The organism is Sphingobium sp. LSP13-1-1.1, from assembly GCF_040676415.1.
In the GTDB taxonomy this organism is placed as follows: Bacteria; Pseudomonadota; Alphaproteobacteria; order Sphingomonadales; family Sphingomonadaceae; genus Sphingobium.
The window spans coordinates 343,197-365,624 of sequence record NZ_JBEGHU010000012.1 but is presented as its reverse complement, the minus strand read 5'-3'; the positions used below and the strand labels follow the sequence as shown (position 1 = coordinate 365,624).

General features: G+C 62.9%; 22 protein-coding genes. 10 read left to right on the top strand and 12 right to left on the bottom strand.

Features of this window, described 5'->3' with window-relative positions:
• Positions 1-176 precede the first annotated feature (176 nt).
• Complete coding sequence (locus MRBLSP13_RS09340; protein WP_363754117.1) at positions 177-1,496, top strand: dicarboxylate/amino acid:cation symporter; 1,320 nt, start codon at positions 177-179, stop codon at positions 1,494-1,496.
• Positions 1,497-1,587: 91 nt separating this feature from the next.
• Positions 1,588-2,931, top strand: a complete 1,344-nt coding sequence (gene trmFO / locus MRBLSP13_RS09335) for a methylenetetrahydrofolate--tRNA-(uracil(54)-C(5))-methyltransferase (FADH(2)-oxidizing) TrmFO (RefSeq protein ID WP_363754114.1) — start codon at positions 1,588-1,590, stop codon at positions 2,929-2,931.
• A 22-nt stretch (positions 2,932-2,953) separates the two neighbouring features.
• Here the strand turns inward: trmFO and MRBLSP13_RS09330 are convergent, their stop codons facing one another.
• The 6 genes from MRBLSP13_RS09330 to eno all read right to left on the bottom strand — a co-directional run bounded on the left by MRBLSP13_RS09330 (position 2,954) and on the right by eno (position 8,430).
• Positions 2,954-3,418 carry an EF-hand domain-containing protein gene (locus tag MRBLSP13_RS09330; RefSeq protein ID WP_133651925.1) on the bottom strand — a complete coding sequence of 155 codons (465 nt, stop codon included), beginning with the start codon at positions 3,416-3,418 and terminating at the stop codon, positions 2,954-2,956.
• Between the two features lie 9 nt (positions 3,419-3,427).
• A complete protein-coding gene (locus MRBLSP13_RS09325) occupies positions 3,428-4,069 on the bottom strand; it encodes a hypothetical protein (RefSeq protein ID WP_363754112.1) in 642 nt (213 codons plus the stop codon).
• Positions 4,070-4,214: 145 nt separating this feature from the next.
• The gene (locus tag MRBLSP13_RS09320; RefSeq protein ID WP_363734999.1) at positions 4,215-5,567 is read right to left on the bottom strand and encodes a pyruvate dehydrogenase complex E1 component subunit beta; all 1,353 of its coding nucleotides are present in this window, start codon (positions 5,565-5,567) and stop codon (positions 4,215-4,217) included.
• A complete protein-coding gene (gene pdhA, locus MRBLSP13_RS09315) occupies positions 5,567-6,643 on the bottom strand; it encodes a pyruvate dehydrogenase (acetyl-transferring) E1 component subunit alpha (protein ID WP_133651922.1) in 1,077 nt (358 codons plus the stop codon). Before pdhA ends, MRBLSP13_RS09320 begins: the two co-directional genes overlap by 1 nt.
• 124 nt (positions 6,644-6,767) lie before the next feature.
• Positions 6,768-7,079, bottom strand: coding sequence for an FtsB family cell division protein (locus MRBLSP13_RS09310; RefSeq protein WP_133651921.1), 312 nt, complete (start codon positions 7,077-7,079; stop codon positions 6,768-6,770).
• A gap of 76 nt (positions 7,080-7,155) precedes the next feature.
• Positions 7,156-8,430, bottom strand: a complete 1,275-nt coding sequence (eno, locus tag MRBLSP13_RS09305; protein ID WP_363735002.1) for a phosphopyruvate hydratase — start codon at positions 8,428-8,430, stop codon at positions 7,156-7,158.
• A gap of 223 nt (positions 8,431-8,653) precedes the next feature.
• Here eno and MRBLSP13_RS09300 point away from each other — a divergent pair, with 223 nt between their 5' ends.
• The 5 genes from MRBLSP13_RS09300 to MRBLSP13_RS09280 all read left to right on the top strand — a co-directional run bounded on the left by MRBLSP13_RS09300 (position 8,654) and on the right by MRBLSP13_RS09280 (position 10,914).
• The gene (locus MRBLSP13_RS09300; RefSeq protein WP_363735003.1) at positions 8,654-9,271 is read left to right on the top strand and encodes a hypothetical protein; all 618 of its coding nucleotides are present in this window, start codon (positions 8,654-8,656) and stop codon (positions 9,269-9,271) included.
• A gap of 53 nt (positions 9,272-9,324) precedes the next feature.
• Positions 9,325-9,684: a phage holin family protein gene (locus tag MRBLSP13_RS09295; protein WP_363735004.1), complete on the top strand. Its 360-nt coding sequence runs from the start codon at positions 9,325-9,327 to the stop codon at positions 9,682-9,684.
• Positions 9,681-10,004 carry a hypothetical protein gene (locus MRBLSP13_RS09290; protein WP_363735006.1) on the top strand — a complete coding sequence of 108 codons (324 nt, stop codon included), beginning with the start codon at positions 9,681-9,683 and terminating at the stop codon, positions 10,002-10,004. The genes MRBLSP13_RS09295 and MRBLSP13_RS09290 overlap by 4 nt, the downstream gene beginning before the upstream one ends.
• Positions 9,997-10,584: a hypothetical protein gene (locus tag MRBLSP13_RS09285; RefSeq protein ID WP_363735007.1), complete on the top strand. Its 588-nt coding sequence runs from the start codon at positions 9,997-9,999 to the stop codon at positions 10,582-10,584. The genes MRBLSP13_RS09290 and MRBLSP13_RS09285 overlap by 8 nt, the downstream gene beginning before the upstream one ends.
• A gap of 108 nt (positions 10,585-10,692) precedes the next feature.
• A complete protein-coding gene (locus MRBLSP13_RS09280; protein WP_133651916.1) occupies positions 10,693-10,914 on the top strand; it encodes a DUF4170 domain-containing protein in 222 nt (73 codons plus the stop codon).
• A 3-nt stretch (positions 10,915-10,917) separates the two neighbouring features.
• Here MRBLSP13_RS09280 and MRBLSP13_RS09275 read toward each other — a convergent pair whose 3' ends face one another.
• From MRBLSP13_RS09275 to carA, 6 genes are all read right to left on the bottom strand, one after another.
• Positions 10,918-11,556 carry a rhomboid family intramembrane serine protease gene (locus MRBLSP13_RS09275; protein ID WP_363735391.1) on the bottom strand — a complete coding sequence of 213 codons (639 nt, stop codon included), beginning with the start codon at positions 11,554-11,556 and terminating at the stop codon, positions 10,918-10,920.
• A gap of 28 nt (positions 11,557-11,584) precedes the next feature.
• On the bottom strand, positions 11,585-12,061 hold the full coding sequence (greA, locus tag MRBLSP13_RS09270) for a transcription elongation factor GreA (protein ID WP_133651914.1): 477 nt from the start codon (positions 12,059-12,061) through the stop codon (positions 11,585-11,587).
• Positions 12,062-12,142: 81 nt separating this feature from the next.
• On the bottom strand, positions 12,143-15,490 hold the full coding sequence (carB, locus tag MRBLSP13_RS09265) for a carbamoyl-phosphate synthase large subunit (protein ID WP_363754110.1): 3,348 nt from the start codon (positions 15,488-15,490) through the stop codon (positions 12,143-12,145).
• Positions 15,491-15,495: 5 nt separating this feature from the next.
• The gene (locus MRBLSP13_RS09260) at positions 15,496-16,113 is read right to left on the bottom strand and encodes a hypothetical protein (RefSeq protein WP_363754108.1); all 618 of its coding nucleotides are present in this window, start codon (positions 16,111-16,113) and stop codon (positions 15,496-15,498) included.
• A complete protein-coding gene (locus MRBLSP13_RS09255; RefSeq protein WP_363754105.1) occupies positions 16,110-16,478 on the bottom strand; it encodes a ribonuclease E inhibitor RraB in 369 nt (122 codons plus the stop codon). The genes MRBLSP13_RS09260 and MRBLSP13_RS09255 overlap by 4 nt, the downstream gene beginning before the upstream one ends.
• Positions 16,475-17,638 (bottom strand): glutamine-hydrolyzing carbamoyl-phosphate synthase small subunit, encoded by a 1,164-nt coding sequence (gene carA / locus MRBLSP13_RS09250; protein WP_363754102.1) that lies wholly within the window; start codon positions 17,636-17,638, stop codon positions 16,475-16,477. Before carA ends, MRBLSP13_RS09255 begins: the two co-directional genes overlap by 4 nt.
• 154 nt (positions 17,639-17,792) lie before the next feature.
• Here carA and MRBLSP13_RS09245 point away from each other — a divergent pair, with 154 nt between their 5' ends.
• The 3 genes from MRBLSP13_RS09245 (at position 17,793) to rpoD (ending at position 22,320) form a co-directional block, all read left to right on the top strand.
• Complete coding sequence (locus MRBLSP13_RS09245) at positions 17,793-18,245, top strand: GatB/YqeY domain-containing protein (RefSeq protein WP_363735015.1); 453 nt, start codon at positions 17,793-17,795, stop codon at positions 18,243-18,245.
• A gap of 85 nt (positions 18,246-18,330) precedes the next feature.
• Complete coding sequence (dnaG, locus tag MRBLSP13_RS09240) at positions 18,331-20,229, top strand: DNA primase (protein ID WP_363754100.1); 1,899 nt, start codon at positions 18,331-18,333, stop codon at positions 20,227-20,229.
• 45 nt (positions 20,230-20,274) lie between these two features.
• Positions 20,275-22,320: an RNA polymerase sigma factor RpoD gene (gene rpoD / locus MRBLSP13_RS09235; RefSeq protein ID WP_363735019.1), complete on the top strand. Its 2,046-nt coding sequence runs from the start codon at positions 20,275-20,277 to the stop codon at positions 22,318-22,320.
• Positions 22,321-22,428: the final 108 nt, after the last annotated feature.

The window sequence follows — 22,428 nt, the reverse complement described above, 5'->3', positions numbered from 1 at the left end:
CCTGCTGGATCGGGGCTCATTCTGTGGCATAGTGGATCGCGGCGGCCAATCCGTTTGCTGTCCAGTCGCGGAAAGAGGACATCCTTATCCGCGTTCACCCCCATAAAGAATTGTTTGCGCGCATTTGGCAGCGTCGATCACCATATCGCGCGCCGATCGCCCGAAGGAACAAGGCCATGGCCATCAACTATCGCAGTTTCGGATTCCAGGTCATGGCTGGCATGGCCGTCGGCCTGTTGCTGGGCCTCATGGCGCGCGCCATGGGCGCTGGACCGGATGGCGACCTCAACTGGCTGGCCGCAGCACTCAAGACCACGGGGTCGATCTTTATTTCCTTGCTGAAGGCCGTGGTGCCGCCGCTGGTGTTCGCCGCCATTGTCGCCTCCGTGGCCAATCTGCGCGCGCTCGACAATGCAGCGCGGCTGGCGGGGCAGACCCTGCTCTGGTTCGTGATCACGGCACTGATCGCGGTCGTCATCGGCCTTGCCATCGGCTTGATCGTCCGGCCGGGATCGGGACTGCATGGGCAGGCGCTCGCGATCGGCAAGCCCGACTCCATCGGCGGCTGGCTCGATTTCCTCAAGGGGCTGGTGCCCGGCAACAGTTTCGCTCTCTCGGCCAGCACCAAACTGAACGACGAGGGCGCATCCACCGCCCTTTCCTTCAATATCCTCCAATTGCTGGTCCTCTCCATCGCCATCGGCCTCGCCACATTGAAGGTCGGGGAGAAGGCGGAGCCCTTCCTGGCCTTTGTCCGTTCCCTGCTGGCCGTGGTCCGCGCGATCCTGGGCTGGATCATCCGTCTGACGCCGATCGGTTCCGCCGCACTGATCGGCAGCGCCATCGCCACCTATGGCTGGAGCGCCCTTGCCCAGCTCGGTGGTTTTGCCGGGGCCGTCTATCTGGGCCTCGCGCTGGTGCTGCTGGTCGTATATCCGCTGCTGCTGGTGGCAAACGGGCTCAGGCCCTTGCCCTTCTTCGCCAAGGCATGGCCCGCGATCCAGCTCGGCTTCGTCTCGCGATCCTCGGTCGGGACCCTGCCGGTCACCGAAACCGTGACCGAACGCATGGGCGTGGAGAAAGTCTATGCCGCCTTCGCCATTCCGCTGGCATCGACGACCAAGATGGACGGATGCGCCTCCATCTATCCGGCGCTGGCGGCGATCTTCGTGGCGGGCTTCTACGGCATTCCCCTTCATGCGGCGGATTATGCGTTGATCGTCTTCGTCTCCGTCGTCGGATCGGCCGCGACGGCTGGCCTGACCGGCGCGATCGTGATGCTGACGCTGACGCTTTCCACGCTCGGCCTGCCGCTGGAGGGCGCGGGGTTGCTGCTTGCCATCGACCCGATCCTCGACATGGGCCGCACCGCCGTCAATGTCGCGGGACAGGTGCTGGTCGCCACGATCGTCGCCAAGCGGGAGGGGATATTGGACGAAGCCGCTTATTATAGCGACGCTTCATCCGCTCAGGCGCTCGGCTCTTCCATGGCATGAGTACCCACGAGGCCGGTCATTTTGCGCTCCGCTTTTGGCACCGTTTCGCCTAAACGCCCCTCGACTACAGATCGATCGGAACAGAAGCAAAGTGGCAGGACATCAGGTTCACATCATCGGCGGCGGGCTTGCGGGGACGGAGGCGGCGTGGCAACTGGCCCAGGCCGGCGTGAAGGTCCGCCTGTCCGAAATGCGGGGATCGGGCGACATGACGCCCGCGCATCAGACCGATGGCCTTGCCGAACTGGTCTGCTCCAACAGTTTCCGGTCCGACGACGCGGACAGGAACGCCGTGGGCCTGCTGCATCAGGAGATGCGGCGGCTGGGCTCGATCATCATGGCGCAGGCTGAACCGGCCAAGGTTCCCGCCGGGTCGGCTCTGGCGGTGGATCGCCATATCTTTTCCGAAGGCGTCACCCGCACATTGGCTGGGCATCCAAATGTGGAGATCGTGCGCGAGCGCGTCGATACGCTGCCGAGCGAAGGCATGACCATCGTCGCCACCGGACCGCTCACCGCCCCCGCGCTCGCCGCCAGCATCGGGCAGGCGGCGGGCATCGACCATCTCGCCTTTTTCGACGCGATCGCGCCGGTCGTGCATTTCGACAGCATCGACATGGACAAATGCTGGATGGCCAATCGCTGGGACAAGATCGGCCCCGGCGGCGGCGAAGGAAAGGACTATATCAACTGCCCCATGAACAAGGAGCAGTATCAGGCCTTCGTCCAGGGCCTGCTCGACGGCGAGAAGACCGACTTCAAGGAATGGGAAAAGGACACGCCCTATTTCGAGGGCTGCATGCCGATCGAGGTCATGGCGTCGCGTGGCCCGGAAACATTGCGCCACGGACCGATGAAGCCGATGGGCCTTGACGATCCGCGCACCGGCCGCTGGCCCTATGCGGTGGTGCAACTGCGGCAGGACAATGCATCGGGCACGTTGTGGAACATGGTCGGATTCCAGACCAAGCTGAAGCATGGCGCGCAGATCGATCTGTTCCGCACCATCCCCGGCCTGGAAAAGGCGGAGTTTGCCCGTCTTGGCGGGCTTCACCGCAACACCTTCATCCAGAGTCCCAAGCTGCTCGACGCCACATTGCGCCTGAAAAGCGCGCCGCATATCCGCTTTGCGGGGCAGGTCACGGGTTGCGAGGGCTATGTCGAAAGCGCGGCGATCGGGCTGCTCGCCGGACGATTTGCCGCGGCCGAGATATTGGGCCAGCCGCTCCCGCCATTGCCGCCGCAAACCGCGCTGGGCGCGCTGCTCGGTCATGTGACCGGCAACGTCGAGACGGCGGATTATCAGCCGATGAACGTCAATTTCGGCCTCTTCCCGCCGCTGGAAGACGTGAAGAAGAAGCAGCGCAAGGAAGCCATGACCGCCCGCGCCCGCGCCGCGCTGGGCGGCTGGCTGGGCGAACTTCAGCAGGCCTGAGCGTTGCGCGGCGCCTGACGCGTCAGCATTTGCATTTCGGGGTGGCGGTTCGTTTGGGCGCGGTGGTCGCGAATTCCGCCGGCGTCAGCTTGCCGTCACCATTGCCGTCCGCCCCGGCAAAGCGATCCGAGGTCGCCACGGCCCACTCCTCGAAGGAGAGGAGATTGTCATTGTCCCGGTCGAGCGCCTTGAACGCCTTGACGCGGCTGCCCATCATCTCGACGCGGGTGATGACGCCATCGCGATTGCGGTCATAGCGGCCAAATCGCTTCTGCTCGCGGCTTTGCGGCGACGCTTCGCCGGGCATGGGCGGCGCATCGCCCGAAGCGTCCGGATCACCCTCCGGCAGGACATCGACAGCGGGCGGCGGCGGCGATCCGACCAGGAGCTGGGGCACGGGTTCATTGTTCGCCCGCCCCTGCCACCAGAACAGCCCGCCTGCCGTCATCAGCAATGCGGCCATCACGCTCACCAAAACCCGTCCCAACAGATCCCCCTATCGACCGAACAACCCGATGCGCACCAATCGCCAATAGTGCGCAGGGGTCAATCCCGCAGGTGCGCGGCGGCCTTTCTCAATGTCATGGCGGGCAAGGTGATAGGCGATCTGCAGCGGACGCCATTGTTTCGTCCAGGGTAAGCTGCCGCCACTTATATAGGTCCGTGCCAGATCGATCGCCTTGCCGGCGATGTCCGGGTCCGCATGATGTCCGGACAGGTCCCAGAGCGCCCATGCCGCCCCGGCGCGATCGAGCCATGGCGGAATATCCTCCTGCCCCGCCAGTGCGCGAAACAGGCCGCTCCCCCGGCCCTCCGCATAGCCGGAAAGATCAAGCTCTCCGATCAACGCTTCCCAGCCGTCCAGCCATTGCGCCAGTCCGTGGGGCGGCAAGGCGGCCAATTGCCGCATCGCGTCGATCAGCGGTTCACCCTGTCCCTTGACCCCGTTTTCATCCGTCAAGGCGTCGTTCCACCAGGCCAGGCGCATCTGGCCGATGATCGGCTCGCTCGTCGTCGCCACCAGCCGCGCGAAACGAGCGTCCAGTGCCCAGACCAGCCGATGCCGGGCAGCGCCAGGCCCTGCATAGGCGCTCAGCAGCGACGGCAAGGGCGCGAGATCGTCGCTCACGGCATGCATCCGACCAGATCGATGAAAGGGGAATGGGCCGACATCATCAGCCTTTCAGGACCGACGGACGGCGTCGGCATTCATGACCCCGACAAGCGACGACAGAATGCAAGGCGTCGATGGGGAGCGACACACGCCGCTCCCCATCTCCACTTTACCGATAACACACCTTCTTCGCCGCCGCGACGACGCGGGCCGCGTCGATCAGCGCCGCCTTTTCAAGGTTCGCCGCATAGGGCAGCGGCACGTCCTCGTTCGTGACGCGCAGCACCGGGGCGTCCAGATCGTCGAAGCCCTGCTCCATGACCACGGCCGCGATTTCCGAAGAGATCGAACAGACAGGCCAGCCCTCTTCGACCACGACGAGTCGGTTGGTCTTCTTGAGGCTTTCCAGCACGGTCGCCGTGTCGAGCGGACGCAGCGTACGCAGGTCGATGACCTCCGTGTCGATGCCTTCACCTGCCAGCGCTTCGGCAGCTTCCAGAGCGATGCCCACGCCAATCGAATAGCTTACCAGCGTCACGTCGCTGCCCTCGCGGACAATGCGCGCCTTGCCGATCGGCAGGACATAATCGTCCACCTGGGGCACATCGAAGCTGCGGCCGTAGACCAGCTCATTCTCCAGGAACACGACCGGGTCTTCCGAACGGATCGCCGCCTTGAGAAGGCCCTTGGCATCGGCCGAGTCATAGGGCGCGATCACGATCAGGCCGGGCACCGCCGCATACCAGGGAGCATAATTCTGGCTATGCTGCGCGGCGACGCGGCTGGCCGCGCCATTGGGACCACGGAACACGATCGGACAGCGCATCTGGCCACCCGACATGTAATTGGTCTTCGCCGCAGAGTTGATGATGTGATCGATCGCCTGCATCGCGAAGTTGAAGGTCATGAACTCGATAACCGGCTTCAGACCGCCCATGGCCGCGCCCGCGCCAATGCCGGCAAAGCCATATTCGGTGATGGGCGTGTCGATCACCCGCCTGTCGCCAAATTCTTCCAGCAGGCCCTGGGTGACCTTGTAGGCGCCCTGATATTCGGCGACTTCCTCACCCATGACGAAGACGCGCTCGTCACGGCGCATTTCCTCGGCCATGGCGTCGCGCAACGCTTCGCGAACAGTAGTTTTAAGATATTCGGTGCCGTCGGGAAGCGCCGGATCCTTGACGGTGGCCTTCGGTTCGGCAGCGGGCCTGGCCGCGACAGGTGCCGGAGCGGCTTCCGCCTTGGGCGCTTCTGCCCTGGGTGCCGGAGCCGCCTCGCCGCCTTCACCCGCCATCGTCGCGATAACGGTGCCGACCTTCACCCCCTCGGTGCCTTCGGCGATCATGATCTGGCCGATCTTGCCTTCATCGACAGCTTCGAATTCCATCGTGGCCTTGTCGGTTTCGATCTCGGCGAGGATATCGCCGGAACGGACTTCGTCACCTTCCTTCACCAGCCATTTCGCCAGCGTGCCTTCCTCCATGGTCGGCGAAAGCGCCGGCATCTTGATTTCGATACCCATTAATATTGCTCCACCAGCACGTCGGTATAAAGTTCGTGCATTTCCGGTTCGGGAGAGGTTTCAGCGAAGTCCGCAGCGTCGCTGACGATCTTGCGGATGTCCTGATCGATCTTCTTGAGCTCGTCTTCGCCCACGCCGGCTTCGGTGAGATATTTCTTGACGCCCTCGATCGGGTCCGACTTGTCGCGCATCGACTGCACTTCCTCGCGCGACCGATATTTGGCCGGGTCGGACATGGAATGGCCGCGATAGCGATAGGTCTTCATTTCGAGCAGGATCGGCCCGTTGCCGCCCTGGACCCATTTCAGCGCTTCTTCCGTTGCGCCCCGTACCGCGAGCACGTCCATGCCGTTCACCTGGATGCCCGGGATGCGGAAGCTTTCGCCCCGACGGTAGAGCTGGTCTTCCGCCGAGGAGCGGTTGACGCTGGTACCCATGGCATATTGGTTGTTCTCGATCACGAAGATGATCGGCAACTTCCACAATTCGGCCATGTTGAACGATTCATAGACCTGGCCCTGATTGGCAGCGCCGTCGCCGAAATAGGCGACGCAGACGCCACCGTCATTATTGTACTTATGCGCAAAACCCAGGCCGGCGCCCAGCGATACCTGCGCGCCGACGATGCCGTGGCCGCCGTAGAATTTATGCTCGACGCTGAACATGTGCATCGAACCACCCTTGCCGCGCGAAATGCCGGCTTCCCGTCCGGTCAGTTCCGCCATGATGACATTGGGATCGATGCCATAGGCCAGCATGTGGCCATGGTCGCGATAGCCGGTGATAACGCTGTCTTTGCCCGGCTGGAGCGCTGACTGGATGCCTACGGCAACCGCTTCCTGCCCGATATAGAGGTGGCAGAAGCCGCCGATCAGCCCAAGACCGTAAAGCTGGCCCGCCTTTTCCTCGAAACGGCGGATCAGCACCATTTGCCGGTAAAATTCGAGCAACTCCTCCTTGGTGGCTTCATAATCCTGGGGAGCGTCAGGGCGAGGCCGGTTGTGGTCCGCGCCGGCGGCGGGTGCAGCCGCCTTTGCCTTTGCGCGTGAAGGACGCGGCGTCGTTGGTTTCGCCAAGGTTCTTATCCTTTTGCGTGGGTGGGGATGGAAGGAAGGGCGATATAGCGGGAGTCCGCCCCGAATTGCAACGCGGCTTGGCACTCAAAAGCGCGGCAAAGCGATCAATCAGCCGTCCGGACCGTCAGTTGAGCGGAACGATCACTTCATCATGATGAACGACACCCAGCTCCCGCCGGATCAGTTCGTCGGAAAGATCGGGATCGACGCGCCGGGGATCGAGCAGGTCGACCCGGTTCTTCAATTCCTGCCGATGGGCCTGAACCTGCTTCAGTTCACCCTGCGCATGGTTCAATTGTCGCTTGTAATCGCCCCAGGCCAGAACGCCGTTGGAGCCAAGCACCACATAGCCCGCGAAGAAAAGAAGAAGAAGAACCGCAATCGCCGGGCCAAAAGCCGAGAAAAGCAACATGCGGAGTTTCGCGATATGCGCCATGGACCAGTTGAATCACAGGGACGAACCGGCCGCAAGCAAAATCTGCGTTGCTTGCGGCCGGTCGCCGAATTTATATTCAGCGGAAGATCGAACGCCCGGCATAACGCGCAATATCGCCCAGCTCTTCTTCGATCCGGATGAGCTGGTTATATTTGGCAAGCCGGTCGGAACGGGCGAGCGATCCGGTCTTTATCTGGCCGCAATTGGTGGCCACGGCGAGATCGGCGATGGTCGCGTCCTCGGTCTCGCCCGAACGGTGCGACATCACGGCGGTGTAGCGCGCCCGGTGCGCCATGTCGACGGCGGCCAGCGTTTCGGTCAGCGAACCGATCTGGTTCACCTTCACCAGCAGCGAGTTCGCCAGGCCCTTGCCGATACCCATTTCCAGCCGTTTCGGGTTGGTCACGAACAAATCGTCGCCCACCAGCTGCACCTTGTTGCCAATCTTGTCGGTCAGCGCCTTCCAGCCTTCGAAATCATCTTCGCTCATGCCGTCCTCGATCGACTTGATCGGATAGTCGGCGCACAGGGCGGCAAGATAATCCGCCATTTCGACCGGGCTGAGCGACAGGCCCTCGCCCGAAATCTCATATTTGCCGTTCCTGAAGAACTCGGTCGCTGCGCAGTCCAGCGCCAGCACGACATCGTCGCCCGGCTTGTAGCCCGCCTTTTCGACCGACAGCATGATGAAGTCGAGCGCGTCGCGGGTCGAGGCGATGTTGGGGGCGAAACCGCCCTCGTCGCCGACCGAAGTGGCCAGCCCCTTGTCGTGCAGGCCCTTTTTGAGCGTATGGAAGATTTCCGAACCGATCCGCACGGCGTCCGCGATGCTTTCCGCACCGACCGGCATGATCATGAATTCCTGGAAATCGATCGGATTGTCGGCATGTTCGCCGCCGTTGATGATGTTCATCATCGGCACCGGCAGCACATGCGCATTGACGCCGCCGACATAGCGATAGAGCGGCAGGCCGCGCGCGTCGGCGGCGGCCTTCGCCACGGCCAGGCTGACGCCCAATATCGCATTGGCGCCCAGGTTCGATTTGTTCTCCGTCCCGTCGAGCGCGATCATCGCGGCATCGACTTCGGCCTGATCCTCTGCATCCAGGCCGATGATCTGCTCGGCAATCTGGTCATTGACGGCAGCGACAGCGGCGAGCACGCCCTTGCCGAGATATCTGGCGGGGTCGCCATCACGTTTTTCCACCGCTTCATAGGCGCCGGTCGACGCGCCCGACGGCACGGCGGCACGGCCGAAGCTGCCATCCTCCAGCATCACGTCGACCTCGACGGTCGGATTGCCGCGGCTGTCCAGAATCTGGCGGGCATGAATATCGAGAATGGCGGTCATGGTCGCTCCTTGGAGTGGCTCTGGGGACTGGCTCTGGTCGCTTTTCGCGCCCCGCTTAGCCACCACCTCCCCGCTTGGCAATGCGGGGGCTTGCAAGGACTCGAAAAATGCCGATGCTCAAAATAGTAACGGCAACGGAACTGTGGGCGGTGGCGAAGCATTAGAAGCAGAGCCGCCCGCCCGCCTCGCAATCGCGCCGTATTTCAAAGGGAGACACAGGACGATGGCCGACACCCCCGAAACCCCGCCCGCCAAGCGCGTCAAGAAGGCCAGTCCCGCCAAGGCGCCAAAGGCCAAGCCCGCCAAGCCCGCCCTGTCCGGAACGCTGGTGAAGGCCGCGCCCGCAAAGGCCGCCGCCCCGCGCAAGGCCGTAGCAGCCAAGCCGGGCAATGGCACGGCCGCGCATGGCTGGACCGCGCAGATCGCGCCCATAAAGGCCCAGGCCGAAAAGGCCGCAAGGGCCGCCGCCGACAAGCTGAACACCGTCGACTGGAAATCGCATATCGACCCGCTCAAGGACCAGGCGTCGAAGACCGCCAAATCGGCTGCCGGCGTCGCCAAGGACAAGACCGGATCGGCCATGCAGAGCCTGGCCAAGCTGATTTCCGACACGGCGGGCACCGTCGATGCCAAGCTTGGCCCGCAATATGGCGACTATGCCCGCCAGGCGGCCGAATCAGTGGCCGGCGCGGCCAAGACGCTGGACAGCAAAGATGTCGACCAGTTGATGACCGAAGCGCGGGACTTCGTGCGCAAGAGCCCGGCCGTCGCGATCGGCGCGGCGGCGGTGGTCGGATTCGTGCTGATGCGCCTTGCCAAGGGATCGGACGAAGACGCCTGATCGCGTCCTGCCCGATTGACCGACGATAAGGCCCCGGTGCCGGGGCGGAGGATATGTTGACCCAAGAGCCCCTGCAGACCGAGGCACAGGACGAGTCCGTGCGCGACGTCTTCGCGCGCCTGTACAGCGACGGCCGGGCCTATGCGGAGGCGGAGGTCGAACGGCAGAAGCTGCGTGCCGGCATTGCCGGAGCGGGGATTCGCGATGCGCTGATCTTCGCTCTGGTGGGTATCATGCTTGTCTTCGCGGCCATCGTCGCCGGTCTGGTGGGCGTCATATTGGCACTGGCGCCGCTTGTCGGCCCCGGCTGGGCGACAGGCGCCGTATTCAGCGGCGCGCTGGTCATCGCCCTGATATTGCTATTGTTCGCAAAGGGGCGCATCGACCGGATGAGGAAGGCCATCAAGCCATGACGCGCGAAGACGCCTATCGTGATGCAGTCGCGCGTGCCGACGCGCGCCGCGCCGCGCTGGTTTCCAGCGCCCTGGCCGCCAGGGCGCGGATCGCGCCCGCCCGGCTCAAGCAGGATGCAAAGGCCAGGGCGACGGCAACGATGATGGACGGGGCCGCCTATGCCGCCGCCAAGGTTCAGCAACGACCAGCGGCGACGGCTGCCGCGGCCGGCGCCCTTGCCCTCTATTTGCTGCGCCGTCCGCTCGCGGCACTTTTCCGGCGCATATACGTTCGGACAGGCAATCGCACAGAAGAGACTTCGGAGACTGACAATGGCTGACATCCGCGCTCAACTCACCCGCGCCCGCGAAGCGGCGAACGACATCGCCGGGACCGCGTCCGGCCGGTTCCGCGATACGGCGGATCGGGCCAGGGAAAGCGCCGGCGACCTTATCCAGACCAGCCGCGAAAAGGCCGGCGACGCCTATGCGGACGCACGGGACAGATCGCAGCGGATCGCGGCGCGCGCCAATGAGATCGTGCAGGAACATCCCGTCGCCGCCGTCGCGGGCGCCGTCGCGGCAGGTGCCGTCATCGCATGGATGTTTCCCAAGAGCCGGACAGCGATGAAGGCACTGCCCGGCCTGGCCACCAGTGCCGGGGCAAAGGTGCTGGACGCGGCGCTCGCCGCCAGGGCCATGGCCGCTGAAAATGCGGAGACCCTGCGCGCGAGTGCGGGAGATGCGCTGCACAATGCGGCCGAAGGGACAAAGGACGCCGCCTCCTCGGCACGCGACACCATTGCCTCAGCCGAACTGGGCGCAAAGGCATCCCGTCTTGCCGACGATGTGATGGCGCTGGTCGCCGCCAAGGTCGACGCGTTCAGCGAGGCCGTGAAGGCGCGGTTGCCGAAAAGCTGAACGCGCCGCCGCCACCAAAAGCATGCTGATCCGGCCGCCTGCCCCCTTTGACGGGTGCGGGCGGCCTGCTACGGTACAGGTTCCCCGAACAGGAGAACAGAAGATACCATGAGCAAGCTGCACCTTGTGATGGGCGGTCGCGTCAAAGATCCTCAGACGCTGGAATTCGAAGATCTTGGCTCCATCGAGCTGGTCGGCGTGTATCCCGATTATGCCGCCGCCGAAAATGCCTGGCGCGGCGCCGCCCAGCGAACGGTCGATGACGCCGAAATGCGCTATGTGATCGTCCATCTGCACCGGCTGCTGGAGCCGGATCTGCCCAGCGGATAAAATTCAGGACAGGGGCTGGGGACGTTTGCGGAAACGCCAGCGAAGCAGCGGCCGCGTCAGCACCAGCCCCACCAGAAAGCCGCCAATATGCGCGGCAACCGCAATCTGCCCAAGGTCACCGAGCCCCTGCGCCGTGGCGAGGCCGATCATGAGCTGGATCGCGATCCAGCTTGCCGCCAGCCACAGCAGGCGAACCAGATTCGCCGACATCGGCCCCACGCGGCGAACCTTCTGCTGGCTGTAGAGCAATGCATAGGTCGCGATGACCGCTGATATCGCGCCGCTGGCGCCGACCATCGGATTGGTGGAATGCGGATCGATCGCCCATTGCAGCGCCGTCGCGCCATAGGCGCCCGCGACATAGAGCAGCAGCGTCGCGCCCTTGTCCAGAACATGCTCCACCTGTCGTCCGCAAAAGACGAACATGAACAGGTTGAACCCGATATGCAGCCAGTTGGCGTGGACAAGCGTGCAACTGATTGGGGTCAGCCAGACCGGGACGGCCGACATGCCGGCCAGCAGCGCGCCGTCCTCCACCCGGGCCGGGATGAACCCGGCCACGATCGCGGCATTATCGACCTGCCCCGTAAGGTAGATCAGCAGGAACGCGACGAAAGTTATCGCCGCGATCCCGTTCGTCATGCGACCAGCAGGCAGTTTCACGGATGGATCAAATGAAATCGATCTTGTTGACCAGGTAGAATTTGTCGCCGGAGGGCACCGACACTTCGACCTCCTCGCCGATCTGGCGCCCGATCAGCGCACGCCCCAGCGGGCTGTTATAGCTGATCATGCCGAGCTTGGCATCCGCCTCGGCCTGGCCCACGATCTGGTATTTGACCGGCTTGTCATCCTCATCGAGCAGCGTGACGGTCGCGCCGAACACGACCTTGTCTCCCGAAAGCGTCCGGGGATCGATGATCTGGGCGCGCGACAGCTTGTCTTCCAGATCGGCAATGGTGGCTTCGACCTGCCCCTGACGCTCCTTGGCGGCATGATATTCGGCATTTTCCGACAAATCGCCGTGCGCGCGCGCTTCTTCGATGGCGTCCACGATCAACGGCCGCTCGGCCTTCAATTCGCGGAGCTGCTCGTTGAGCTTGTCATAGCCCATCTGCAGCATCGGCATCTTCTCGACGGTCGCCATTCTTGCAAATCCTTCGTCAAAACTTCCCTTTGGCGGCCCCCAACTTGGGGCCACCCGCAGCATGCTTCCTTGTGCAGGGGATCAGGCTTGCGACAGTGGATAATAGGACTGGAGCGAACGCACTTCAAGGGCATGGCCCTGAAGAGCCTCGATCGCATTGGCCGCCGCGACGCTGGCCGCCGCCGTGGTGAAGCTGGCGACCTTGGCGCGCAGGGCGCTGGTGCGGATCGCCTTGCTGTCCTTGAGCGACTGCCAGCCTTCCGTCGTGTTGAAGATCAGGTCGACATCGCCGTCGGTGATCTTGTCTACGATATGGGGACGGCCTTCGGCCACCTTGTTCACTGGCTGCACGGCGATGCCCTGCTCTTCCAGATAGCGGGCGGTGCCGCCGGTCGCGATGATGGTGAAGCCCAGCGCCGCCATTTTCTGCACGGCGGGCAGGATCACCGGCTTGTCGCTGTCCTTGACCGACACGAACACCGTCCCGCTCTTGGGCAGGATGGTCCCCGCGCCGAGCTGCGCCTTGGCGAAGGCGGTCGCGAAATCGCTGTCGATGCCCATGACTTCGCCGGTGCTCTTCATTTCCGGGGAAAGGACGGGATCGACGCCGGGGAAGCGGGCGAAGGGGAAGACAGCTTCCTTGACCGCAATGTGCGAAATCGCGTTGCGGTCGATCTTCGGCAGATCCTTCAGCTTCTCGCCCGCCATCACCCGGCTCGCGATCTTGGCGATGGGCGTGCCGATGGCCTTGGCGACGAAGGGCACAGTCCGGCTGGCGCGGGGGTTGACCTCGATCAGATAGACCGTCTGCCCCTCCGGCCCATCCTTGACCGCGAACTGGATGTTCATCAGGCCACGCACCGACAGCGCGCGGGCGAGGACATCGGCTTGGCGCTCGATCTCCGCGATGATGTCGTCCGACAGGCTGTAGGGCGGCAAGGAGCAGGCGGAGTCACCGGAATGGACGCCTGCTTCCTCGATATGCTGCAGCACGCCGGCAACCACCACGTCATCGCCGTCGCAGAGCGCGTCCACGTCCACCTCTACCGCGTCGCGCAGATATTGGTCGATCAGCACCGGGGAGTCGCCCGACACCTGAACGGCGGTGGCGATATATTCTTCCAGTTGCGCCTGGCCGTCGACGATCTCCATGGCGCGGCCGCCCAGGACATAGGACGGGCGCATCAGGACCGGATATCCGATGCGGTTGGCGACGGCGATGGCTTCTTCCCGGCTGCGGGCGATGCCATTGGCGGGCTGCTTGAGCTTCAGCCTGTCGATCAGCGCGGCGAAGCGCTCGCGGTCTTCGGCCAGGTCGATGGCGTCGGGCGAGGTGCCCAGGATCGGCACGCCCGCATCCTCCAGCGCCTGCGCCAGCTTCAGCGGCGTCTGCCCACCGAACTGGACGATGACGCCGGCCAGCGTGCCGTTCGACATCTCGACGCTCAGTATTTCCAGCACGTCCTCGGCCGTCAGCGGCTCGAAATAGAGGCGGTCGGAGGTGTCATAGTCGGTCGACACCGTTTCCGGGTTGCAGTTGACCATGATCGTTTCATAACCCGCCTCAGCCAGCGCAAAGCAGGCGTGGACGCAGCAATAGTCGAACTCGATGCCCTGGCCGATCCGGTTGGGACCACCGCCCAGGATGACGACCTTCCTGCGATCTGACGGCTGCGCCTCATTCTCCGCCTCGCCAAAGATCGGCGCTTCATAGGTGGAGTACATATAAGGCGTCTTCGCCTCGAACTCGGCGGCGCAGGTGTCGATCCGCTTGAAAACCGGGCGCACGCCCAGCTTGTGACGCAGGGCGCGGACTTCGTCCTCGGTGACGCCACCGGTCATTGCCTTGACCGCGTCATGGATCAGGCCCGAACCGCGAGCGATGCCCCGCTCCATCCCGCGCAGATTGGCGGACTTGAGCGCCAGATAAGCCAAGCGCTTGTCGGAAAAGCCCATGGCCTTGAGGCGGCGCATGCCGTCGGCATCCTGCGGCAGGCCGTTGGACAGGATTTCCGCTTCGGCGTCGATGATTTCCTTGATCCGCTCCAGGAACCAGGGGTCGAACTTCGCGATATTGTGGATTTCGGCGACGGTCAGGCCCTCGCGCAGCGCCTGCGCGGCGACCAGCAGGCGATCGGGCGTCGGCTGGGCCAGCGCCGCAATGATGTCGTCCTTGGGCGCGCCGACCAGATGGTCGACCTCATTGAAGCCGCAAAGCCCGGTTTCCAGGCCGCGCAGCGCCTTCTGCATCGATTCATGGATGTTGCGGCCGATCGCCATCACCTCACCCACCGACTTCATCGCGGTGCCGAGCAGCGGTTCGCTCCCCTTGAACTTTTCAAAGGCGAAGCGCGGGATCTTGGTCACGACATAGTCGATCGTCGGTTCGAAGCTGGCGGGCGTCGCGCCGGTAATGTCGTTCTCGATCTCGTCCAGCGTATAGCCGACGGCGAGCTTGGCCGCGACCTTGGCGATCGGGAAGCCGGTCGCCTTCGACGCCAGCGCCGAGGAGCGCGAGACGCGCGGGTTCATCTCGATGACGATCAGGCGGCCATCCTTCGGATTGACTGCGAACTGTACGTTCGAACCACCTGTTTCAACACCGATTTCACGCAGCACCGCGATACTCGCGTTGCGCATGATCTGATATTCCTTGTCGGTCAGGGTCAGCGCCGGCGCGACCGTGATGGAATCGCCCGTGTGGACGCCCATCGGATCGACATTTTCGATGGAGCAGATGATGATGGCATTGTCGTTCCTGTCACGGACGACCTCCATCTCATATTCCTTCCAGCCGAGCAGCGACTCTTCGATCAGCACTTCGGTGGTCGGGGACGCATCGAGGCCGGCGGCCACGATCTGCTTGAACTCGTCCTTGTTGTAGGCGACGCCGCCGCCCGTGCCGCCAAGCGTGAAGCTGGGCCGGATGATGGATGGAAGCCCCGTAAATTCAAGGGCTTCGAGCGCTTCTTCCATAGTATGTGCGATACGCGACCGGGCGGATTCCAGGCCGATCTTGTCCATCGCATCGCGGAATTTCAGGCGATCCTCGGCCTTGTCGATGGCTTGCGCGTCGGCGCCGATCATCTTGACGCCGAACTTCTCCAGCGTGCCGTCATTGAACAGGGCGAGCGCCGTGTTGAGCGCGGTCTGGCCGCCCATGGTCGGCAGCACCGCGTCGGGGCGTTCCTTCTCGATGATCTTCGCCACGATTTCGGGCGTGATCGGTTCGACATAGGTGGCGTCGGCAAATTCCGGGTCGGTCATGATGGTGGCCGGGTTGGAATTCACCAGGATGATGCGATAGCCCTCTTCCTTGAGCGCCTTCACCGCCTGCGTGCCCGAATAGTCGAACTCGCAAGCCTGGCCGATGATGATCGGGCCAGCGCCGATGATGAGGATGGAGGAGATGTCGGTGCGTTTGGGCATTTAAGTCAGCCAATCCCAAATAATTTAAGCGTCAATTCAATGACGGTCGTTAGATTTATTATTGCCGTGAGAGATGGTGAAGTCAGTAACATCACTACAGCTCGCCATTCCGGCTCAGGTGAATTTATAAGTGACCTGAGGGCTTCCGTAATAGCTTTCGCCCTATCCCTTTCGAAATTGGTCAGGCCCGTCTTTTCAATAAGACTGTCGATCTCAACTATTTTTTGTCGGATTGCATCGACTATAGCGGGATCGGACGCCAATCTCTGTTCGATACCCGTCCAAGCAGAACTATTGAAAACATTCCCATAATTTTCTCGAACGGTCTCGACCGTAATGTTTGAAAGTTGCCCAAAACGTGCAGGGTTGAACGTACTTTCGGCGAGCCGCATACCTTCTGCTGTTAACTCAACATAGGCATTTTCCGGGTCGTCGGAATCGTCAAGAAAATCGGCAAGTCTCCGGTCGGTCCATTCCCGTCTCAAATTATCGACGTAGTGAGGGGGGGCCTCAATACCGTCGTCAGCGAAAATACCGGCCAACGATGCAGGCTTACCGGACGATCGCGCAGCGTAGCCATAAACCGCCTGGAGCACCTGATCGGAAAAAGCAGAATAGCTCAATGCACACCCCCCGTCCGCGCTTCGCAGCCCCAGCCGTCATATTCGACGCCGCAGAGGATTTCGATCTGGAGGCATTTCTTTGTGAGCGCGCGGATCGATTGTTCATCGACGGGCTGCTCGCATTCGAGGAACAGGAAAAGGTCGCCATCCTCATCCTCCTCGCGGTCCAATTCGACGAAGCCGAACTGACTGGCGATGGTGAGGACGCGCTCGAAATCCTTCTCGCTACCCTTGAAGCTGACATCGACCGGGCGCGACAAACGCGCCACGTCGCCGTTCGCAGCGAGGTTGGCGAGGACTTCCTTGTCCGCCTCCCACTCCTGCGCGAGGCGGGCTTCGTCGACGGGGGGCAGGTTGAGGCTCACTTAAGCCCCTCGACGAAGCGCTGGAACAGATAGAAGCTGTCCTGCGGGCCGGGCGAGGCTTCGGGGTGGTACTGGACCGAGAAGGCTTTCTTATCCGTCAGTTCGATGCCGCAATTGCTGCCGTCGAACAGCGACACATGGGTGGCCTTCACATTGACGGGCAGCGTGTCGCTGTCCACCGCGAAGCCGTGGTTCATCGAGGTGATCTCGACCAGGCCGTCCGACAGGCGCTTGACCGGGTGATTGGCGCCGCGATGGCCCTGATGCATCTTGATGGTCTTCGCCCCGGCGGCGAGCGCCAGCATCTGATGGCCAAGGCAGATGCCGAAGACGGGCTTGTCGGCTTCGAGAACTTGTCTGATCACGGGCACGGCATATTCGCCGGTCGCGGCCGGATCGCCGGGACCGTTGGAGAGGAACACGCCGTCGGGTTGCTGCTCCATCACCTGCTCATAGGTGGCGGTCGCGGGCAGCACGGTGACGCGAGCACCCGCCTTCACAAGGTTGCGGAAGATGTTGTTCTTCGCGCCATAATCGAGGGCGACGACATGGGGGCGGTCATCCGCCGCTTCATCCTTGCCATAGCCGAAGCCCAGCTTCCACACGCCGTCCTTCCAGAGGCGGCTTTCCTTGGCGCTGACCTCGATGGCGAGGTCCATGCCTTCAAGGCCCGGCCATGCCGCAGCCTTGGCGGTGAGCGCTTCAAGGTCGAAATTGCCTTCGGGATCATGGGCGATGACGACGTTGGGCGCGCCCTTCACGCGGATCATGCGGGTGAGCGCGCGGGTGTCGACGCCAGCAAGCCCGATGCGGCCCTTTTCCTTCATCCACTGGTCGAAGGGCTCGACATTGCGGAAGTTGCTGGGTTCCGTGACATCCTGCCGCACGACGCAGCCCAGCGCGTGGGGCAGGTCCGCCTCCACATCGTCCAGATTGGTGCCGACATTGCCGATATGCGGGAAGGTGAAAGTGACGATCTGCCCCGCATAGCTGGGGTCGGTCATCACTTCCTGATATCCGGTCATCGCCGTGTTGAAGCAAAGCTCACCCACGGCATCGCCAGTCGCACCGAAGCCGCGACCGAAGACGGCGGAGCCATCGGCGAAAACCAATACCCCTGTCGCTCCTTTGGGCACAATGAGGGTCTTGGCGTCAGCCATGGTCGTATCGTCCTTTATGCTTTTGCTAGGAACCCGTCTTAAGCGGGTTAAACGGCCGGTCACCTATGCGCTGAACCATGGCTGGTCAACCACTGTAAAAAATCTCTTTTGCCGTTATATCTGATCCTTTCCGAAAGAGGCAGGATTCATTCGCATGATTCGCGACACCATCAAGAGCGCTCAGGTCACCGCCATGAAGGCAGGCGAGAAGGATCGGCTGGCCGCCGTGCGCCTGATCCTGGCGAAGCTGAAGGATCGCGACATCGAACTGCGCACCGCGTCCAGCGTGCCGGATGACGACACCATCGTGGTCGAGGTCCTGCAGAAGATGGCGAAGCAACGCCGCGAATCCATCGACATGTTCCGGAGCGGCGGCCGCGACGAGCTGGCCGCGAAGGAGCAGGCGGAACTGGACGTGATCGAGAGCTTCCTGCCGCAGCAACTCGGCGAGGACGAGACAAAGGCCGCGATCGAGGCGATCAAGGCGGAAGTGGGTGCGGCCAGCGTCAAGGACATGGGCAAGGTCATGGCCGTGCTCAAGGAACGGCACGGGTCGGTGATCGACATGAGCAAGGCGAGCGGGCTGGTGAAGGCGGCGCTAGGCTGAGGTCGCATCCCCAGGGTCTTCAAGCCTCCGTTCTGGAAGGCTCCATTCCGGAAGATGGTCTCAAGCGGGAGGATGTAAGTTAAGCATGAGCCTGTCGCCCGCCTTCCTCGACGAATTGCGCGTGCGCACCTCGCTTTCCACCCTGATCGGTCGGACGGTGAAGGTGCAGAAGGCGGGCCGCGAATACAAGGCCTGCTGCCCCTTCCATAATGAGAAGACGCCCAGCTTCACCATCAATGACGAAAAGGGCTTTTATCACTGCTTCGGCTGCGGCGCGCACGGTGATGCGATCCGGTGGATGACCGATCATCGCGGCCTGCCGTTCATGGAGGCGGTGAAGGAACTGGCGCAGACGGCCGGGATGGACGTTCCCGCCCCTGATCCCCGCGCGGCGAAACGGGCAGAGCAGGCGCGGGGACTGCATGACGTCATGGCCGCCGCGCAGGGCTTTTTCGAGGAGCAGCTTGGCGGAATAGAGGGCGCGGAAGCACGATCCTACCTCCAGAAGCGCGGCATAGGCGCAGCGACCGCGAGGACTTTCGGCTTCGGCTTTTCTCCCGACGGACGGGGACGGCTCAAGACAGCGCTCAAGGAATTTGGCGAGCCGCTGCTGATAGAGGCCGGCTTGCTCATCGATCCGGATGGTGCCGAACCGGATGGCGGAAATGCCCGAAAACGCGAAAGCTACGATCGCTTCCGGGGCCGGCTGATGCTGCCGATCCGGGACATTCGCGGCCGGGTGATCGCTTTTGGCGGGCGCATATTGGGCGCGGGCGAGCCCAAATATCTGAACTCCCCCGACACGCCGCTCTTCGACAAGGGGCGCACGCTCTACAATATCGACCGGGCCTCTCCCGCCAGCCGGCATAGCGGCCGGATCATCGTCGTGGAGGGCTATATGGACGTGATCGCCCTCGCCCAGGCCGGCTTTGAGGAATCGGTGGCGCCGCTGGGCACGGCACTGACCGAGCATCAGATCGAGCGCCTGTGGAAGATGGCCGATGTGCCGATCCTCTGTTTCGACGGCGATGCGGCAGGCCAGAAGGCGGCGATCCGGGCAGCGATGCGCGCCCTGCCCCTGCTGCGGCCAGGCATGAGCCTGGCCTTCGCGACGCTTCCCGCCGGTCAGGATCCAGACGACCTCATCCGCGCGGAGGGGCCAGCGGCGATGGAAGCGGTGCTGGCTGCGGCCGAACCGCTGATCGAGCGGTTGTGGACCCATGAACAGGGCGCCGCGCCGCTGGATACGCCGGAACAGCGCGCCGCGCTCAAGCAGCGCCTTTCGGCTATCACCGACGCCATCGCCCACCCCGACGTGCGGGCGCATTATATCCATGCCTTTCGCGAACGGCATGACGCGCTGTTCTTCGCGCGGGCGGCATTCCAGCCCCGCCACCAGCGCGGTGGCAGCGCCCGATCCGGCTGGCAGCGGGACCGTCGGGGCAATTGGAAGCCCCCCCTTCCCCCCGCGGGAAGCGAGGCAAGGGCGATCGGCGCAAGCGGCATGGAACAACGGCTTTTGCGTGCCGTACTGGCCAGCCTGCTGCGGCATCCCGATCAGATTGCGCTACATCGAGAGACGCTTATCGGGCTTCGCGTGGCCGACTCCGCATTGGCGGAATTGCTGAATGCGATGATCACGGCCTCGTTCAGCAAAGAAACAGTTGAAACCGATGGCCTCCTTACCATATTGGGGCAAGGTGAAGTGTATAATATGGCAAAAGGGATGCTCCGGGCCGACACGTTCACATTCACCCCCCATAAAAGCAAGGCCGACTCGGATCGCGCGCGGCGCGACCTGGATGAGGCCATTCGGGTGATGGCGCAGGGACCGGAATTGGAGGCGGCGTTGGCACATGCCACCCGGCGGGCGAGAGAAGACCTCAACGAGGACAGCTTTGCCGAACAGCAAAGGGTCCACAAGTTGAAGCTGGATCATGATCGCCGCCTGGCGGAACTGGCGCAGTCCGAAGATATTATATGATATGGATCGCTCCCTTCACGGGCGCGGCGGAGTTAAGGCGAATAAATGGCGAGCAAGGCGAACGGCAAGGGTGCGGGTGAGGATACGGATACCGGCGATGCGCCGCTGCTGGATCTGAACGAGGCGTCGGTCAAGAAGCTGATCGCCCGCGCGAAGAAGCGTGGCTACATCACCTATGACGAGCTGAACGACGCGCTGCCGCAGGACCAGATGTCCTCCGAGCAGATCGAGGACATCATGTCCGCGCTCAACGAAATGGGCGTGAACATCGTCGAAAATGAGGAAGCCAGCGAGGACGGCGAGGATCAGCGCGACGACAGCGACGATGACAGCGCCGACGACAGCGCCGAAGACGACGGCTCGCCGCGCCCCGTAACGGAAAAGAAGAAGGAAACGGTCGACCGCACCGACGACCCCGTGCGCATGTACCTGCGCGAAATGGGGGCGGTGGAACTGCTCAGCCGCGAGGGCGAGATCGCCATCGCCAAGCGGATCGAGGCGGGTCGCGACACGATGATCCTGGGCCTGTGCGAAAGCCCGACCACCTTCAACGCGATCATCGAATGGTCGACCGCGCTCAACAATGGCGAGATGCAGTTGCGCGAGATCCTCGATCTCGACGCGATGCTGTCCAAGGATCCCGCTCCGGAAAATCTGGAGGAAGGCGCCGAGGACGACGACGGGGAGATCAGCGAGAAGACCGCTGGCCCCAGCTTCAAGGAAGAGGAAGAGCCGGAGGAGGAATCCGCCGATTCCGACGAGGATGAGGACGGCCTGACCGAACGCCGTGCCCGCCGGATGGAGGAGGAGGAAGAGGAGGACAACACCCTCTCCCTCGCCCAGATGGAAGAGACGCTCAAGCCGATGGCGCTGGAGAAATTCGCGACCATCACGGAGATTTTCCGCGCCTTTTCCAAGGCGCAGGAATCGCGCATGGCCGCCATGGCCAGCGGGGAAACGCTCAGCCAGAAGGCGGAGGACGACTATCAGGATCTGCGCGAACAGCTCACCGCCGAGGTCGAGAGCGTCCAGTTCCACCAGCAGAAGATCGAATATCTGGTCGACCAGCTCTATGCCTATAACCGGCGCCTGACCGCGCTGGGCGGGCAGATGCTGCGCCTTGCCGAGCGGCACAAGGTAAGCCGCAAGGATTTCCTCGACCGCTATGTGAACCATGAACTGGACGATGGCTGGCTCGACAAGGTGTCGGGGCTGGACAAGAAATGGGCCGCCTTCGCCGCCGCCGAGGGTCGCGCCGTGGAGCGCATCCGCGTCGAGGTGAGCGAGATCGCCCAGGCGACGGGCATGTCGCTTTCGGAATTCCGCCGCATCGTCAACATGGTGCAGAAGGGCGAACGCGAAGCGCGCATCGCCAAGAAGGAAATGGTCGAGGCGAACCTGCGCCTCGTCATCTCCATCGCCAAGAAATATACGAACCGCGGCCTGCAATTCCTTGATCTTATTCAGGAAGGCAATATCGGCCTGATGAAAGCGGTCGACAAGTTCGAATATCGGCGCGGCTACAAGTTCAGCACCTATGCGACCTGGTGGATCCGTCAGGCGATCACCCGATCGATTGCGGACCAGGCGCGAACCATCCGCATCCCCGTCCACATGATCGAAACGATCAACAAGCTGGTGCGGACCAGCCGCCAGTTCCTGCATGAACAGGGCCGCGAACCCACTCCGGAGGAGATGGCCGAGCGGCTGTCCATGCCGCTGGAGAAGGTGCGCAAGGTGATGAAGATCGCCAAGGAGCCGATCTCGCTGGAAACGCCGATCGGTGATGAGGAAGACAGCCATCTGGGCGATTTCATCGAGGACAAGAATGCGATCATCCCTGTGGATGCCGCCATTCAGGCGAATCTCAAGGAAACCGTCACGCGCGTTCTGGCATCGCTGACCCCGCGCGAGGAACGCGTGCTGCGCATGCGCTTTGGCATCGGCATGAACACCGACCATACGCTGGAAGAGGTCGGACAGCAGTTCAGCGTCACCCGCGAACGCATCCGCCAGATCGAGGCGAAGGCGCTGCGCAAGCTCAAGCACCCGAGCCGCAGCCGCAAGATGCGCAGCTTCCTGGACCAATAGAGGCGCTTCGGCAGGCCGAGGCCGCAGCGCGGCAGGATGATCGAAAAAGGGCGACTTCGGGTCGCCCTTTTTTACTGGCGTAAACTCCTCTTTTACCTCGACTCTCTA

What these genes read in the sequence shown, in the direction of transcription:
- eno (WP_363735002.1), bottom strand. Translation starts at nt 8,430, where the DNA reads ATGACCGCCATTCTCGATATTCATGCCCGCCAGATTCTGGACAGCCGC.
- MRBLSP13_RS09245 (WP_363735015.1), top strand. Translation starts at nt 17,793, where the DNA reads ATGATTCGCGACACCATCAAGAGCGCTCAGGTCACCGCCATGAAGGCA.
- MRBLSP13_RS09340 (WP_363754117.1), top strand. Translation starts at nt 177, where the DNA reads ATGGCCATCAACTATCGCAGTTTCGGATTCCAGGTCATGGCTGGCATG.
- carA (WP_363754102.1), bottom strand. Translation starts at nt 17,638, where the DNA reads ATGGCTGACGCCAAGACCCTCATTGTGCCCAAAGGAGCGACAGGGGTA.
- MRBLSP13_RS09285 (WP_363735007.1), top strand. Translation starts at nt 9,997, where the DNA reads ATGGCTGACATCCGCGCTCAACTCACCCGCGCCCGCGAAGCGGCGAAC.
- MRBLSP13_RS09280 (WP_133651916.1), top strand. Translation starts at nt 10,693, where the DNA reads ATGAGCAAGCTGCACCTTGTGATGGGCGGTCGCGTCAAAGATCCTCAG.
- MRBLSP13_RS09300 (WP_363735003.1), top strand. Translation starts at nt 8,654, where the DNA reads ATGGCCGACACCCCCGAAACCCCGCCCGCCAAGCGCGTCAAGAAGGCC.
- MRBLSP13_RS09290 (WP_363735006.1), top strand. Translation starts at nt 9,681, where the DNA reads ATGACGCGCGAAGACGCCTATCGTGATGCAGTCGCGCGTGCCGACGCG.
- MRBLSP13_RS09295 (WP_363735004.1), top strand. Translation starts at nt 9,325, where the DNA reads ATGTTGACCCAAGAGCCCCTGCAGACCGAGGCACAGGACGAGTCCGTG.
- carB (WP_363754110.1), bottom strand. Translation starts at nt 15,490, where the DNA reads ATGCCCAAACGCACCGACATCTCCTCCATCCTCATCATCGGCGCTGGC.
- MRBLSP13_RS09325 (WP_363754112.1), bottom strand. Translation starts at nt 4,069, where the DNA reads ATGCATGCCGTGAGCGACGATCTCGCGCCCTTGCCGTCGCTGCTGAGC.
- dnaG (WP_363754100.1), top strand. Translation starts at nt 18,331, where the DNA reads ATGAGCCTGTCGCCCGCCTTCCTCGACGAATTGCGCGTGCGCACCTCG.
- MRBLSP13_RS09320 (WP_363734999.1), bottom strand. Translation starts at nt 5,567, where the DNA reads ATGGGTATCGAAATCAAGATGCCGGCGCTTTCGCCGACCATGGAGGAA.
- MRBLSP13_RS09310 (WP_133651921.1), bottom strand. Translation starts at nt 7,079, where the DNA reads ATGGCGCATATCGCGAAACTCCGCATGTTGCTTTTCTCGGCTTTTGGC.
- MRBLSP13_RS09275 (WP_363735391.1), bottom strand. Translation starts at nt 11,556, where the DNA reads ATGACGAACGGGATCGCGGCGATAACTTTCGTCGCGTTCCTGCTGATC.
- greA (WP_133651914.1), bottom strand. Translation starts at nt 12,061, where the DNA reads ATGGCGACCGTCGAGAAGATGCCGATGCTGCAGATGGGCTATGACAAG.
- rpoD (WP_363735019.1), top strand. Translation starts at nt 20,275, where the DNA reads ATGGCGAGCAAGGCGAACGGCAAGGGTGCGGGTGAGGATACGGATACC.